The following is a 14,814-nucleotide window of genomic DNA, read 5'->3' on the forward strand; positions in this document are numbered from 1 at the left end:
TTAAAACTCTGAGGACAAGCGCCCTCGGATTCCGATATCACTTGGGAGGTATCACATGGCAAGAAAATGGAAAACCATGGATGGTAACCAGGCGGCGGCGCACGCGTCTTATGCGTTCACCGATGTCGCGGCTATCTATCCGATCACCCCGTCTTCTCCGATGGCAGAGCACACGGATGAGTGGGCAACACAGGGACTTAAGAACATCTTCGGTCACACGGTTCAGATTACGGAGATGCAGTCTGAGGCAGGTGCGGCAGGTGCTGTGCACGGTTCCCTCGTCGCAGGCGCTCTGACCACGACCTATACGGCGTCTCAGGGTCTGCTTCTCATGATCCCGAACCTCTATAAGATTGCGGGTGAGATGCTTCCGGGTGTCATCAACGTCTCCGCACGTGCGATTGCAACCCACGCACTCAGCATTTTCGGCGATCACTCGGATGTCTACGCATGTCGACAGACCGGCTGTGCAATGCTCTGCGAATCTTCCGTGCAGGAAGTCATGGACTTGACGCCGGTGGCACATCTTTCCGCAATCAAGGGTAAGATTCCGTTCATCAACTTCTTTGACGGTTTCCGTACCTCTCACGAGATTCAGAAGATTCAGATCTGGGATTACGAGGATCTGAAGGATATGGCTGATTTCGACGCAATTCAGGCGTTCCGCGATAAGGCGCTGAACCCGAATCACGCGGAGGAGAAGGGCCAGGCACAGAACCCGGACGTCTTCTTCCAGATCAACGAGTCGAGAAACCAGTACTATGACAGACTGCCGGAGATCGTGCAGGACTACATGGACAAGGTCAACGCAAAGCTCGGCACGGATTATAAGCTTTTCAACTACTACGGCGCAGAGGATGCGGAAGTCGTTATTGTCGCGATGGGTTCCGTCAACGACACGATCGAGGAGACCGTCGATCACTTGCTGAAGCAGGGCAAGAAGGTCGGTCTTGTGAAGGTTCGCCTGTATCGTCCGTTCAGCGCGAAGGCACTGGTCGAGGCTCTTCCGAAGTCCGTGAAGCGCATCGAAGTGCTCGACAGAACCAAGGAGGCAGGCTCCATCGGTGAGCCGCTCTATCTCGATGTGGTCGCTGCACTTCGCGACACCGAGTTTGCAAATGTTCCGATCTTTACGGGCCGCTACGGTCTCGGTTCCAAGGACACGACGCCGAAGGACATTGTCGCTGTGTTCGAGAACACGGAGAAGAAGCGCTTCACCGTCGGCATTGTGGACGATGTGACCCACCTCTCCCTTGAGACCGGTGCAGACCTCGTCACAACGCCGGAAGGCACGACGAACTGCAAGTTCTGGGGTCTCGGCGCAGACGGTACCGTCGGTGCAAACAAGAACTCCATCAAGATTATCGGTGACAACACCGACATGTATGCACAGGCATACTTTGATTATGACTCGAAGAAGTCCGGCGGTGTCACGATGTCTCACCTCCGCTTCGGTCACAAGCCGATTAAGTCGACCTACCTCATTCACCAGGCTGACTTTGTGGCTTGCCACAACCCGGCTTACATTCGCAAGTACAACATGGTTCAGGAACTTGTGGACGGCGGTACCTTCCTGCTGAACTGCGCTTGGAGCGATGCGGAGCTTGAGGAGCATCTGCCGGGCCAGGTCAAGAAGTACATCTACGACCACAAGATTAAGCTCTACACCATTGACGGTGTGAAGATCGGTATCGAGACCGGCATGGGCCCGACCCGTATCAACACCATCCTTCAGTCCGCATTCTTCAAGCTGACCGGCATCATCCCGGAGGAGAAGGCTATCAGCCTCATGAAGGATGCTGCGCAGAAGACCTACGGCCGCAAGGGTGAGGATGTCGTCAAGAAGAACTGGAATGCAATCGATGCAGGCGTTTCGGGCGCTCACAAGGTTGAGATTCCGGAGAGCTGGAAGGACGCTCAGGACGAGGGCCTCGAGTTCACGCGCGCAACGCACGGACCGGAGTCGGTTCAGAAGTTCGTCAACACGATTCAGTCTGCGGTTAACGCGCAGGAGGGCAACAAGCTCCCGGTTTCCGCATTTATGGATTACATGGACGGCACCACGCCGAACGGCACCGCTGCATACGAGAAGCGCGGCATCGCGGTCAATGTTCCGGTTTGGAATCCGGACACCTGCGTCCAGTGTACACAGTGTTCCTATGTCTGCCCGCACGCAGCGATTCGCCCGGTTGCAATGACCGAGGAAGAGGCGAAGAATGCGCCGGAAGGCATGAAGATGACGGATCTCAAGATGATGCCGGGCTACAAGTTCGCAATCAACGTCTCCGTCCTCGACTGCACGGGCTGCGGCAGCTGCGCAAATGTTTGCCCGGGCAATGTGAAGAACCAGACGCTCGTCATGCAGCCGCTCGCGGAGAATGCAGACAAGCAGGCGTTCTTTGACTATGCGGTCAAGCTTCCGGAGAAGCAGGAAGTTATCGACAAGTTCAAGACGAGCACCGTCAAGGGCTCTCAGTTCAAGAAGCCGCTCCTTGAGTTCTCGGGCGCTTGCGCAGGCTGCGGTGAGACGCCGTACGCAAAGCTTGTCACCCAGCTCTTCGGCGACAGAATGTACATTTCGAACGCAACCGGCTGCTCCTCGATTTGGGGCAACAGCTCGCCGTCCACGCCTTACACGACGAACGAGAAGGGCCAGGGTCCGGCTTGGGACAACTCCCTCTTCGAGGACAATGCTGAGTTCGGTTACGGTATGCTGCTTGCAAACCGCGCAATTCGCGACGGTCTGAAGAGCAAGGTTGAGGAGCTCAACGAGACCGCAGATCACGATGAGACCAAGAAGGCTTGCCAGGCTTGGCTTGACACCTACTCTGTCGGTGCGACGAACGGCGCGGCAACGGATGCGCTGGTCGAGGCCCTTGAGAAGGATGGCAGCGAGCTCGCGAAGGAAATCCTGAAGCAGAAGGACTTCCTCAACAAGAAGAGCCAGTGGATCTTCGGTGGCGACGGCTGGGCTTACGATATCGGCTTCGGCGGTGTGGACCACGTCCTCGCTTCCGGCAAGGATATCAATATCCTCGTCTTCGATACCGAGGTGTATTCGAACACCGGCGGTCAGTCCTCCAAGTCCACCAAGACCGGTGCAATCGCACAGTTCGCGGCAGGCGGTAAGGAGACCAAGAAGAAGGATCTCGCAGGCATCGCGATGACCTACGGTTATGTCTATGTCGCGCAGATCAGCATGGGTGCGGATATGAACCAGGCACTCAAGGCAATCGCCGAGGCAGAGGCTTATCCGGGTCCGTCCCTGATCCTTGCTTACTCGCCCTGTATCAACCACGGCATCAAGAAGGGCATGAACAAGGCTATGACCGAGGAGAAGCTTGCGGTTGAGTCCGGTTACTGGAACAACTTCCGCTTCAACCCGGCTGCCGAGAAGAAGTTTACGCTCGACTCCAAGCCGCCGAAGGAAGGCGAGTACAGAGAGTTCCTCATGGGCGAGGTTCGTTATAACTCCCTTATGCTGAAGAACCCGGAGAGAGCAGAGAAGCTCTTCACGCAGAACGAGCAGGATGCAATGGCTCGCTACGAGTACCTGAAGAAGCTGGTCACGCTCTACGACGACAGCAAGACCGAGTAAATCACAGAAGACAGCGCAAGCTGTATGCGACCCTACGAAAGAGGCGGACGAAAGTCCGCCTCTTTTTTGCGTGATGGTATTAAAAAGTCTGTAAGAGAGTTATGGACAAAAAGAGTTGGTAGAAAACCCGACAGCGCATGTAGAATCTAGCCTTGTGGGGTTTTTATCTTCTTTGAAACAAGATGAAGGGGGGGACAAAAAGAGTTGGTAAAATGCACTTCAAACCCTTGATATACAAGGCTTTTCTCTACTTACATCTTCCTTGAAACAGTATGTTTGGAGGAAAAGGTCATGAAGCTTGTAATGGATTTATATCGGGCTGGCTTTGCATGATACAAAACATTTGTTCTGATTCTGCGTGCGCGCTTCCACTTTTTCGCGTATAATGGAGTCAGGAAGCGGAGAGGAGGGGAGTGTCACGGAAGCGCGTACTTACATCGCAATTGATTTAAAGTCGTTTTACGCCTCGGTAGAATGCCGGGAATTGGGACTTGACCCGATGGATACCAATCTTGTGGTTGCGGATGAAAGCCGTACCGATAAGACCATATGCCTCGCTGCATCGCCCTCTCTCAAAAGCTTCGGTGTTCCGGGACGTGCCCGTTTGTTTGAGGTAAAACAGAGGCTAAAAGAAGTAAACGCCTTGCGCCGCAGGGAGCTGAGAGGCAGGGATTTTTCCGGCAGTTCCCATTTCGCATCTGAGCTAAAGGAGAATCCCGCGCTTGCCGCGGACTTTTTGATTGCAAAGCCCCGCATGGCGCACTACATGGCCTATAGCACGAATATTTATGCAATCTATATGAAGTACGTCGCCCCGGAGGACATCATCGTCTACTCGATCGACGAGGTCTTTCTGGATGTGACGGCCTATCTAAAAACCTATCGCCTTACGGCGAAGGAACTTGCGAAAAAGATGATGCTGGATGTTCTTGAAAGCACCGGCATCACAGCGACAGCGGGAATCGGGACGAACCTCTATCTCGCAAAGGTTGCTATGGATATCAGGGCAAAGCACAGTCCTGCGGATGAAAACGGCGTTCGCATTGCGGCGCTGGATGAGCTGCGTTACCGCAGGGAACTCTGGTCCCACCGACCGCTCACGGACTTCTGGCGAGTCGGGCGCGGGTATACGCGGAAACTCGAAGCCTACGGGATCTATACGATGGGAGATGTGGCGCGCTGTTCTCTGCAAGATGAGGACTTACTCTATCGTCTTTTCGGAAAGAATGCAGAGCTCTTAATCGACCATGCCTGGGGCTATGAGCCCTGCGGCATTGCGGATGTAAAGGCCTACCGTCCGGCGAGCAAGAGCCTCGGAGAAGGGCAGGTGTTACAAACGCCCTATGAAGCCGAAAAGGCAAAAATCGTGATGCTCGAGATGGCGGATGCTCTTGCGCTTCAACTCGTGGAAAAAGAACTTGTGACCGACCAAGTGGTTTTGACAGTCGGCTACGATCTTGAGAACCTAAGTGACCCCGAGCGCCGCAAACACTATCGCGGCGAGATTGTCACGGACTACTACGGACGGCAGCTTCCGAAGCATGCGCACGGGAGCGAAGGCTTGCCGCACTACAGCTCTTCGGCGCGGGAGCTGGTCGCGGTGTTTTCCGCACTCTTTGACCGCATTGTAAATCCCGCGCTTACGGTTCGCAGACTGGCACTCAGCGCAAGCCATGTGATTACGGAGAGAGAGGCAGGGAAACGTTTCGAGGGCTATGCACAGCTCAGTCTCTTCACCGACTACGCGGCGGAGGAGGCAAAGCAGGCAGAGGAGACAGCGCGGCGGGAGCGCGAGCGGAAATTACAGGAGGCGACCCTCGCAATCAAGAAAAAGTTCGGAAAGAATGCGCTGCTAAAGGGGCGCAGTCTCCTGGACGGTGCGACCGGAAAGGACAGAAATGAGCAGATCGGAGGACACAGGGCGTGAGCGGGGCGTACGATGATATCTTGCATTTCGCTCGGCCGGAGTCAAAGAAGCATAGGCCCATGCCGATAGAAGACAGAGCGGCGCAATTCCTTCCCTTTGCGGCGCTCACCGGTTACGATGCCGCAGTCTCGGAGACCGCAAGACTCACCGAAGACAGGATTGAACTTGATCCGCAGGAGGCAGAGCGCCTCGGAGAGCGGCTTGCTGTGCTGATCAAGCGGCAGCAGGAGCAGCCGGAACTGAGTCTCCTGTATTTTGTGCCGGATGCGTGCAAGGCGGGCGGTGCTTATGTGACGGTAAGCGGGCGAATCAAGAAGATAACGGACTTTCCGAGATGCATATACCTTACGGACGGGAGCGAGATACCGATTGAGGATATCGTAGCGGTGGAAAGTCCCGGTTTAAACGATGACATTGCTTGATTCAAGCGACTTTTGGGAGTAGAGTAGATAAACAGGGCGGTGCATGCGGCTCTTCGAAACGCGGAGACAGGAGGAGCAAAGATGGCGACATGTGCGATTTGCGGTCAGAAAGTTATCTTAAAAAAGGCACTGGTCAGGGGGTTTAAGTACGTCTGTTATGATTGTGTGAAGGCGGCAGGCTACAATCCCTTCCTCTGGCTCGGCAATTTGAGAACGACAGTGCCGGAACTGAGAGAACGAATTTTAAAGTTTCATCCCGAGCGCGAGCCGTTTTTGCTTCGCGAGCCCGAAGTTCCAAGCGGGTCGCAGACAGAGGTCAAGCATATTCGGGACTGGTGGGGAATGATTCCGTACTGCGCCATTTGCGGTCGGAAAGTTCAATTCAATAAAGTTATGGTCAAAGGGCATCACTATGTCTGCTTTGATTGTGTGAAAGCTGCCGGCTACAATCCCTTCCTCTGGCTAGACAGCTGGAGGACGACAGCGCAGGAACTGAAGGAACGAATTGTAATGCTTCATCCCGAGCGGGAGTCGTTGTTGCCGCGTGAGCCCATCCCCCCGAGCGATGAGGAGTGTTATCTCGAGTGTCTCGGAACCGAGATTAAAAAGAGGCAAGAGAAAAACCGGCAAAAGAGAGGGGAAATAGGGCTGGGAACGATCATTCTGGCTGCGTTGCTGCTCACGCCGTTTGGTGTACTGTCCGAGCTCATGAAGGATAAAAAGCGATAAAATACTGCAATACTGCAATTTTCTTCTTGAAATACTGTATGCGGTGACGGAAGCGGAGGCACCGCGCATTCCGCTTGTGCGAGACGCATATGCGCACACGGAGATTGAATCGAGACGAGTCGCTGCGTTTCAGGCAGATTCCCGGGAATTGACGCAGACAAATTTTGTTTGATTTTGCGTTAGAAAATTTCACTTTCGCTACGCATAGCGCTTGATTTGTCCATAGGCGGAAACTATAATGAAAACAGGGAGTCGGAGCTTTCTGCGCAGTAGATGCCCCGGATACGCAACACAGATAGCTGTCATAAAAAGTACAAACGAAAGCGGTTTGGACTTAACTTTGATAAGGAACGGTTACATGAGTGACACGTTTTCGTCTCACGCCATAGGAAAGAACGGTCACGCATTGCGGAACCGTTCTTTTTTAGTCCAAAAAACAGCTGTCAAACTTGCTTGCGCATAGTGTTTACCTGTGTATCTGACAGGAAGTCTTAGAAAGAGATAATCTTCGGAGGAAGTAAGATGTGGGAGATGCTTTGGCCTTTGCTCTTGATTGTGGGATCGAACTGTTTTTACAACATTTGCACGAAATCGATGCCGGAGGGCGCGAATACCTTCGGTGCGCTCACCATCACCTATCTTGCTGCCGGGGTAGTATCGGCGGCTCTGTTTCTTGCGAGCGTCAAACCGAACGCCCTGCTTCCGGAACTCGGCAAGGCGAACTGGACTTCGTATGTCTTGGGACTGTCGATTGTGGGAATTGAGGTCGGGTATGTGTTTCTGTACCGCTCCGGCTGGAAGGTGAGCAACGGTGCGCTGACATCGAGTATGTGTCTCGCCCTCGCGCTGCTGGTAATCGGCTTTCTGGTCTACCGGGAGCACATCAGCATCAAACAGCTCGCCGGCATCCTGGTCTGCGGACTGGGGTTACTTTTGATTAACAAGGGTTGAGGAAAATAGATTTCTTGCGCCGATTTCCCGGGAGGTGCCGGGCGGTCGGCGCAATTTTTGACTCTTGACATATTCTACAAGTGGAACTAGACTGTGGTTAAGATATTCAACAAGTGGAATTATATAAGAGGAGAAAATCGATGTTAAAGCACGGAATTCTGGGGCTGTTGAGCTACGGAGACATGACGGGCTATCAAATTATGACCGTATTCCGGGATTCTCTGAGCCACTTCTGGGTTGCGCAGACGAGTCAGATTTACCGGGAACTGCAAGGCCTCGAAAAGAACGGGTGGATTGCGGCGGTGCATGTGGAGCAGGCGGGAAAACCGGATAAAAATGTCTTATCGATCACCGCAGCGGGACGAGAAGAGCTGCTTCGCTGGCTTCGGGAGGATACGAACAGGAGTCTGGTCCGCAATGCCATGCTCATGAAAACCTTTTTTCGTGGCGAATGCGATTTGGATGAGAACATCGCTTATTTTAAGTCCCTGCCGGAACAGGAATGTCTCTTTACGAAAGAGAGCGGGGAGGCGGAGGCGGTCAGCGACCAATATCGGGATATGCTGAACCTGCCTGAAAAAGCACTGTTCTGGAAGTTTACGATTCGCTTCGGCGTTATGTATGAGGAGATGGTGCGCGCCTGGTGCGAGGAGTGCATACGCGAATTGGAGGGTTTAAAGCATGAAGATACTGCTGATTAACGGAAGTCCCAAGGGCGCTAAGAGTAACTCGCTCCGTCTCGCACACAGCTTTCTCGATGGCATACGCGAACATGAGAGCGAACGAAAGAGGGAGGTCGAGGTCGAAGAGCTGCATCTGAGCACGCTTCGGATTGCGCCCTGCAAGGGCTGCTTTGCCTGCTGGAAGCAGACGCCCGGAACTTGCTGCATGGAAGACGATATGCAGACCGTGATTGAGGGGCTGCTCTCCGCAAATCTGGTCATCTGGAGTTTTCCGCTTTATTACTACAGTGTGCCGGGGCCGCTCAAAACTCTGATTGACCGCCAGCTGCCCATGAGCCTGCCGTTTATGTCCGAGAGCAGAGACGGAAACGGGAGCGGCGGGCATCCCTCCCGCTATGACAGAAGCGGGATTAGACATGTGCTCATTTCGACCTGCGGCTTTTATTCGGCTGAGGGTAATTACGACAGTGTAACGCGGATGTTTGACCATGTGCTGGGACAGGAGAAGTACACGAGCATCTTCTGCGGGCAGGGCGAATTGTTCCGCGTAAAAGAACTCTCCGCAAGAACTGATGCCTATCTCGCTGCGGTGCGGCAGGCAGGAAAAGAATATGCGGCAGGCGCTATCCGAGAGGAAACCGAGATGAAGCTCAAAGCTCTGCTGTATCCGAGAGAAATCTTTGAAAAAATGGCGGATGCGAGCTGGGGGATTTCGAAAGACAGCGGTGAAAAGGAAGAAGAGAGCCTCATCTTTACCAGGCAGATGGCGGCGCTCTACAACAGGGACCGCTTTGACGGACGGGAGCGGGTGCTCGAGATCTGTTATACGGATCTCGGAAAAACCTATCAGATTAAGCTCGGAAAGGACGGCGCAGAGGTACTGACGGACGAAAGTCTACGTGCCACCACCCGCATCGACACCCCCTTTTCGGTCTGGCTTGCTCTTTCCAGAGGAGAGATGCGGGGCGATGAGGCGCTCGCGAAACACCTGTATACCGTGAGCGGTGATTTTTCACTTATGATGAACTGGGACCGCTATTTCGGCACGGAGGAGCAGGCAGAAAACACACGGCCGGTTGTGAAACTTACAACGAAAAAAAAGCCACCGAGCATGCAGAATATGCTGCTCGCCTGGATTGCGCTCTGGGTTGCCGTATCGGTAGAGCCGAGGATAGGAGCGCTCATCACCCTCGGTGTATGTTCGTTTCTTCCGCTTATCACGGAGCGCTATGAATTATGCCGCTACGACAGACTCTCGTTTGCGGTGGTGGCAGGGCTTGCCATCTATGCCGCTGCCACGGGAAACGGCCTACAAGCGGTGTGCGCAGGTTATTTGGCTTTCGGGTGTTTGTGGCTCGGTTTTTGTTTTACAAAAGAACCGCTCTGCGCAGCCTATGTAAAGTACCGCTACGGAAGGGATGCGCTTCAAAATCCCATCTTTATGCGAACCAATTACATTCTTGCGGCTGCCTGGGGAGTGGTCTATATCGTGATTGCGATTGTCAGCTATTATCTGAGCGGTAAAGTCCCGGCTTTGGTGCTCAGCATTGTGGTGCAGGCGATACCGATTCTCATGGGACTCTTTACGGCTTGGTTCCAAAACTGGTACCCCGCAAGAGTTGCGGCGGGGAAGTGAGACAACTATGATAGGAATCTATTTCAGCGGAACCGGAAACACGAAGCACTGCGTCGAAACGCTGATTTCTTTGCTCGACGCTTCGGCGCAGTGTTTTCCGATTGAATATACCGGGGTTGAGAATGTAATCGCCAAGCATGACAGCCTTGTTTTGGGGTATCCGACCCAATTTTCCAATGCACCGTTTATGATGCGTGATTTTATTGACAAACACCGCTCACTGTGGAACGGGAAAGCGATTTTTATACTCAATACCATGGGACTGTTCAGCGGTGACGGAACCGGATGTACCGCGAGACTTCTGAAGAAGTACGGCGCGACCGTTCTCGGCGGTCTGCAAATCAAAATGCCGGATTCCGTTTGTGACAGCAGGCTCCTAAAAAAGAGTACGGAAGAGAACAGACGGATTGTCCGAGAGGCAAATGCGCGTATTGTGCTTGCAGCGGAACGAATACGGAAGGGAAAATATCCGCGCGAAGGTTTATCGATGATAGCGCACTTCAAGGGGTTGTTTGGGCAGAGACTATGGTTTTATCGAAAGACGGCGGGATACACAGATCAGCTGAAAATAAGCAGTGCATGCATCGGTTGCGGCGTGTGCAGTGAGGTCTGTCCCATGGGAAATATCCGAATGCAAAGCAAGCGGGCCGTTTCCGGGAATCGGTGTACCATGTGTTACCGTTGCATCAGTCTATGTCCGAAAAAGGCAATTACCTTGCTCGGAAAGCGGGTGATCGAGCAATGCCGTTACGAAAAGTATGAGTGATGTGCCTTACATCGCTCCTATGTATATCATTATCGTCGGGGATATAAACGTAGGGCAATGTATTGTAAACTTACGCTTTAACAGGATTCCTTTCAAATCACGAGTTTCGAGGCAGGAGAGGCCTCTAAGGTGTCTTCGATATACTGATTGATAGACATCTGGTGTGCGGTTGCATAAAGAAAGAGTTTTTTATGAAGCGCAGGGGAGAGTCGAATATTAAAACTGCCTTTAAAAGCAAGTTCAGGTTTCTTTCCTTCTTCCTTGCAATGTTCCAGATAGGTATCAACGGCATCATGAAAATCATTCAAAAGTTCCTTGGCAGATTCGCCCTCATACGAGATAAGAGAACGAATTCCCATGACTTTACCGAAAAAAATACCGTCTTCCTCTGAAAACTCGACGCTACCTACATATCCTTTATACTGAATGGTATTATTCATATAAGCCCCTCCTCTGTCAGCAGTGTAATGAGCTGTTTCACCTGATAACTTTTCAGCTCGTTTCCGGGATGTGGTTTGTGAAGCAAGATGCTTCCGTGTTCCTTGCTGGAAAAGATAATACGGGAACCGCTTGTTTTGCCTTTATTTGAGCACGCATAGTCAAAGTATTTCAGTAGTGATTCAGCTTCATCAAAAGTAAAGTCCTTTGGATTAGACTTAAGGCGCTGAATCAGTTTCTCTTTTTGTCCCATCGGATTTACCTCCGTCATTGAAAGTATAGACGATAGCGCTGCCCCATGCAACTATTTTTAGTTGCATACTCGAAGGCAGGTAAAAAGCCCTTGAATTGCCGCCTCTGAAATGCTATACTCTGCCGGTAAGCCGACATGTCGGAATGGCAGACGATGCAGACTCAAAATCTGTTGCTCGCAAGGGCGTGTGGGTTCAAGTCCCACTGTCGGCAGGCAGAATACCGGTTGTTGTCCCAAGAGGGGGAGAACAGCCGGTTTTTATTTTTGCTTGCGCGTTCATTTGCGCAACATGCGGGCGGGGATGCGGTTCGGTTGACGGCGCGGAACTTCCCGCCTATACTTACGGGGAACACGGAAACACACAGCGGAGGTGGACAATGCATAAGAAAAAAATCGGAATGGTGTGTGCGGCTGCGCTTATGGCAGCGCTTTTGGCGACGGGCTGCGGAAAGAAGTCGTCCTCCAAGGTTGTTGAGACTTCGGCGGAGAACCGTGCGGCAGAGACGGCGGCGAGCGTGGCTGCAAGCTCCGGCAGCGCAGAGAGCAGTACCGCGGCGGGCAGTCAGGCGGCAGAGAAGCGAGCGCTGATTTCGGCCAAAACGGAAAGCTATCAGAAGGACAATATTTCCATCGGCTATCCGGTGGTCAGCGGTCTCACGGACAGCGCGCAGCAAGAAAAACTGAATACGCACTTAAAGGAGAATGCGCTCTCTCCGATTGAGGCCCTTCTTACCGACCCGACGAAGGATAAACTCACGGTGACGGCGGAGGTTATTTCGGCGGATGCGGACCGCGTGGTTGTGACTTACCGCGGCGAAATGCAGAGAAGCGGGGACACGGCACCGGTACAGCTCTTCTACAGCAACACCGTTGCGGTGAGAAGCCTGAAAGATCTCGGCCTTCGAGACGCGGTGGATGCGGACAGCATGGCAAACTATGCGCTCAGCGATGCGTTTGAGCTTGCGAACGCGGGAGAAAGTGAGGTCAATGCTTACAAGGCTTGGATTCAGGCGAACGGAAAGGATGCATTGCAGAAGAGTATCGCAGAGAAGCTCGAAGCTTCCGATTTTCCGCTCAAGAAGGGCGAAGACGGCAAGCTCAAGTGGCCGGAGAGCTTTAGCTATGTGAAGAACGGTGAGATTTATTTCTCGCTTTCACTGCCTGCGGAGTACGGCTCTGTCGTGGTATTCAAGTATGATATGGTGACCAAGTAAATAGACAGCTTCAAAATGAGGATGGGGCGTTTCTCGCCCCGTCCTTTTTTGATAACCTATTTTGGATAACATCGTGGGAATACATGAACCAAGTTGTAAGAAAAAGCCGATTTCATGCGAGATTTTGCGTCGGAACAAGAATATGACAACTGCGCGAATGTTTCGGAAAAATCAGATTATTTCGATGCTTTCGAGCCTGCTTCCGCAGGCGGGAAGAAGTGCCCCGGCGCGCTTGAAAGAGGGTGGATTCGGGCGTAAAATTATGACAGATTTACCTCCGAAGGGAGCGGGAGAAAAGAATATGAATGCAGTCGTACATTTGGTAAATTATGCGGTAAACACCGGCTTGATAGCGGACTGTGAGCGAACTTGGGCGCTCAATACCCTTCTCGATGTATTAAAGGCGGATGCGCTGCCGGAGCTTGAACTGAATGAGAACGCCGGGCTCGCGGAGACTCTGGACATTCTCTGTGATTATTCCTACGAGAAGGGGCTTATTCCCGAGAACACGGTGACCTATCGGGATCTCTTTGACACGGAACTCATGGGGCGTTTGACGCCGCGTCCGGCCGAGGTTATTTCGCGTTTTGAAACGCTGTATGCGGAGAGTCCGAAGGCGGCAACGGATTGGTATTATGCGTTCGCTCAGAACACGAACTACATTCGCCGCGAGCGCTGCGCGAAGGACCTTCGCTGGAAGGTGGACACGGCATACGGGGAGATGGATATCAGCATCAACCTCTCCAAACCTGAAAAGGATCCGAAGGACATTGCGGCGGCAAGAAATCTTCCTGCCTCAAATTACCCGCGCTGTCTTCTCTGTGCGGAGAATGAGGGCTATGCGGGGCGCGTGAATCATCCCGCGCGGCAGAATCTCCGCATTGTTCCGATTACAATCAACGAAAAGCCTTGGTTCTTACAGTATTCGCCCTATGTTTATTACAACGAGCACTGCATCTGCTTTAACAGTGCGCATACGCCGATGAAGATAGACCGCGACACCTTTGCGAAGCTTCTGGACTTCGTACATCAGTTCCCGCATTACTTTGTGGGTTCGAATGCGGATCTCCCGATTGTGGGAGGCTCCATCCTCGCGCACGATCACTTCCAGGGCGGTCACTACAGCTTTGCCATGGAGCGGGCGCCGATTGAGACGGAATTCACGTTCCCGGGCTTTGAAGATGTGAGTGCGGGCATTGTGAACTGGCCGATGTCGGTGGTGCGCATCGCGGCAAAGGAGCGCGGACGCCTCATTGCGCTCGCAGATCGCATCCTGAACGCATGGCGTGCTTATACGGATGCGGACGCTGTTATTTTCGCCGAGACCGAGGGCGTGCCGCACAATACCGTCACGCCGATTGCGAGAATGCGGGATGGCAAGTATGAGTTGGACTTGGTGCTCCGGAACAACTTGACCACGGAAGAGCATCCGCTGGGGCTCTACCATCCGCACGCAAAATTGCATCACATCAAAAAAGAGAACATCGGCCTCATCGAGGTCATGGGACTTGCGGTGCTGCCGGCGCGGCTTAAGACCGAACTCTCGGCCGTTGCGGATGCACTGGTCAGTGGTACGGATCTCCGAACGAACGAACTGACCGAAAAGCACGCCGACTGGGCGGAAGCTTTCCGCGAGAAGTATGAAATCACAGCGGAAAATGCCTTGGAAATCGTGCAGAAGGAGACAGGTCTTGTCTTTGCCGAAGTGCTTGAGGATGCAGGTGTCTTTAAAAGAGACCAAGCAGGTAAAGAAGCTTTCCTTCGCTTTTTGGCGGCGGTCTGAGCGCTATCCGAAGACGTGAAGGCTTCTAAATTTTATACCGGCAGGCAAAAGCGTATTGCGCCAAACAGAAGCGCGGTTTGTTGTCTTTCCGAGAGAAGAAGCAGGCAGCTCTTTTCACGGAGGCAGCAAGCCGTGATTTTGTTTCGAAGAAAACAGTCGAGCGAAGCAAAAAGCCGACGTGCCGAGGCTACCGCTCCACACGCGGAGTTATCTGAAAGCAGTTTATCGGGCCAGAGCTTAAAGACGCATGCAAAAGCCAAAACAAGCGCAGAAGAACTTAGAAAGGGCAAACGGACAAAGCGTCGAGCGGCGCTTTCCGGTGATATTGAGACGGTATTTCGGGATGCTGCGTGAACGGATTCCTGCCCTTTTTCGGCGGATTGTGCTAAAATGGGCCGAAAGAGAGGAGGCGGA

Annotated in this window: 13 protein-coding genes and 1 tRNA gene; 12 read left to right on the forward strand and 2 right to left on the reverse strand. The window is 52.9% G+C overall.

All coding sequences use genetic code 11. The features are described 5' to 3' along the window. The first annotated feature begins 55 nt into the window (after positions 1-55). The 8 genes from nifJ (at position 56) to QU660_RS04145 (ending at position 10,712) form a co-directional block, all read left to right on the forward strand. Entirely contained in the window at positions 56-3,598 is a 3,543-nt protein-coding gene (gene nifJ / locus QU660_RS04110) for a pyruvate:ferredoxin (flavodoxin) oxidoreductase (RefSeq protein WP_304947051.1), read from the forward strand. 385 nt (positions 3,599-3,983) lie between these two features. Beyond that, positions 3,984-5,525, forward strand: coding sequence for a Y-family DNA polymerase (locus tag QU660_RS04115; protein WP_304947052.1), 1,542 nt, complete (start codon positions 3,984-3,986; stop codon positions 5,523-5,525). Between the two features lie 59 nt (positions 5,526-5,584). Further along, positions 5,585-5,947, forward strand: a complete 363-nt coding sequence (locus tag QU660_RS04120; RefSeq protein ID WP_304947053.1) for a hypothetical protein — start codon at positions 5,585-5,587, stop codon at positions 5,945-5,947. 81 nt (positions 5,948-6,028) lie between these two features. Further along, positions 6,029-6,676, forward strand: a complete 648-nt coding sequence (locus QU660_RS04125) for a hypothetical protein (RefSeq protein WP_304947054.1) — start codon at positions 6,029-6,031, stop codon at positions 6,674-6,676. Between the two features lie 522 nt (positions 6,677-7,198). Beyond that, positions 7,199-7,627: an EamA family transporter gene (locus QU660_RS04130; RefSeq protein WP_304947055.1), complete on the forward strand. Its 429-nt coding sequence runs from the start codon at positions 7,199-7,201 to the stop codon at positions 7,625-7,627. Between the two features lie 140 nt (positions 7,628-7,767). Continuing rightward, the gene (locus tag QU660_RS04135) at positions 7,768-8,328 is read left to right on the forward strand and encodes a PadR family transcriptional regulator (RefSeq protein WP_304947056.1); all 561 of its coding nucleotides are present in this window, start codon (positions 7,768-7,770) and stop codon (positions 8,326-8,328) included. After that, complete coding sequence (locus QU660_RS04140) at positions 8,309-9,946, forward strand: NAD(P)H-dependent oxidoreductase (RefSeq protein WP_304947057.1); 1,638 nt, start codon at positions 8,309-8,311, stop codon at positions 9,944-9,946. The genes QU660_RS04135 and QU660_RS04140 overlap by 20 nt, the downstream gene beginning before the upstream one ends. A gap of 7 nt (positions 9,947-9,953) precedes the next feature. Further along, a complete protein-coding gene (locus tag QU660_RS04145) occupies positions 9,954-10,712 on the forward strand; it encodes an EFR1 family ferrodoxin (RefSeq protein WP_304947058.1) in 759 nt (252 codons plus the stop codon). Between the two features lie 92 nt (positions 10,713-10,804). Here the strand turns inward: QU660_RS04145 and QU660_RS04150 are convergent, their stop codons facing one another. Together QU660_RS04150 and QU660_RS04155 are read right to left on the reverse strand one after the other, a co-directional pair. Continuing rightward, the gene (locus QU660_RS04150) at positions 10,805-11,152 is read right to left on the reverse strand and encodes a type II toxin-antitoxin system HicB family antitoxin (protein WP_009531896.1); all 348 of its coding nucleotides are present in this window, start codon (positions 11,150-11,152) and stop codon (positions 10,805-10,807) included. Continuing rightward, entirely contained in the window at positions 11,149-11,403 is a 255-nt protein-coding gene (locus QU660_RS04155; RefSeq protein WP_304947059.1) for a type II toxin-antitoxin system HicA family toxin, read from the reverse strand. Before QU660_RS04155 ends, QU660_RS04150 begins: the two co-directional genes overlap by 4 nt. A gap of 129 nt (positions 11,404-11,532) precedes the next feature. Between QU660_RS04155 and QU660_RS04160 the strand changes: the two genes are divergently transcribed. From QU660_RS04160 to QU660_RS04175, 4 genes are all read left to right on the forward strand, one after another. After that, positions 11,533-11,615: transfer RNA gene (locus QU660_RS04160), tRNA-Leu, on the forward strand. 165 nt (positions 11,616-11,780) lie between these two features. Then, on the forward strand, positions 11,781-12,617 hold the full coding sequence (locus QU660_RS04165) for a hypothetical protein (RefSeq protein ID WP_304947060.1): 837 nt from the start codon (positions 11,781-11,783) through the stop codon (positions 12,615-12,617). Between the two features lie 301 nt (positions 12,618-12,918). Continuing rightward, positions 12,919-14,400 carry a UDP-glucose--hexose-1-phosphate uridylyltransferase gene (gene galT / locus QU660_RS04170; RefSeq protein WP_304947061.1) on the forward strand — a complete coding sequence of 494 codons (1,482 nt, stop codon included), beginning with the start codon at positions 12,919-12,921 and terminating at the stop codon, positions 14,398-14,400. 132 nt (positions 14,401-14,532) lie between these two features. After that, entirely contained in the window at positions 14,533-14,754 is a 222-nt protein-coding gene (locus QU660_RS04175) for a hypothetical protein (protein WP_304947062.1), read from the forward strand. Positions 14,755-14,814: the final 60 nt, after the last annotated feature.

The organism is Stomatobaculum sp. F0698, assembly GCF_030644385.1.
Lineage (GTDB): Bacteria > Bacillota > Clostridia > Lachnospirales > Lachnospiraceae > Moryella.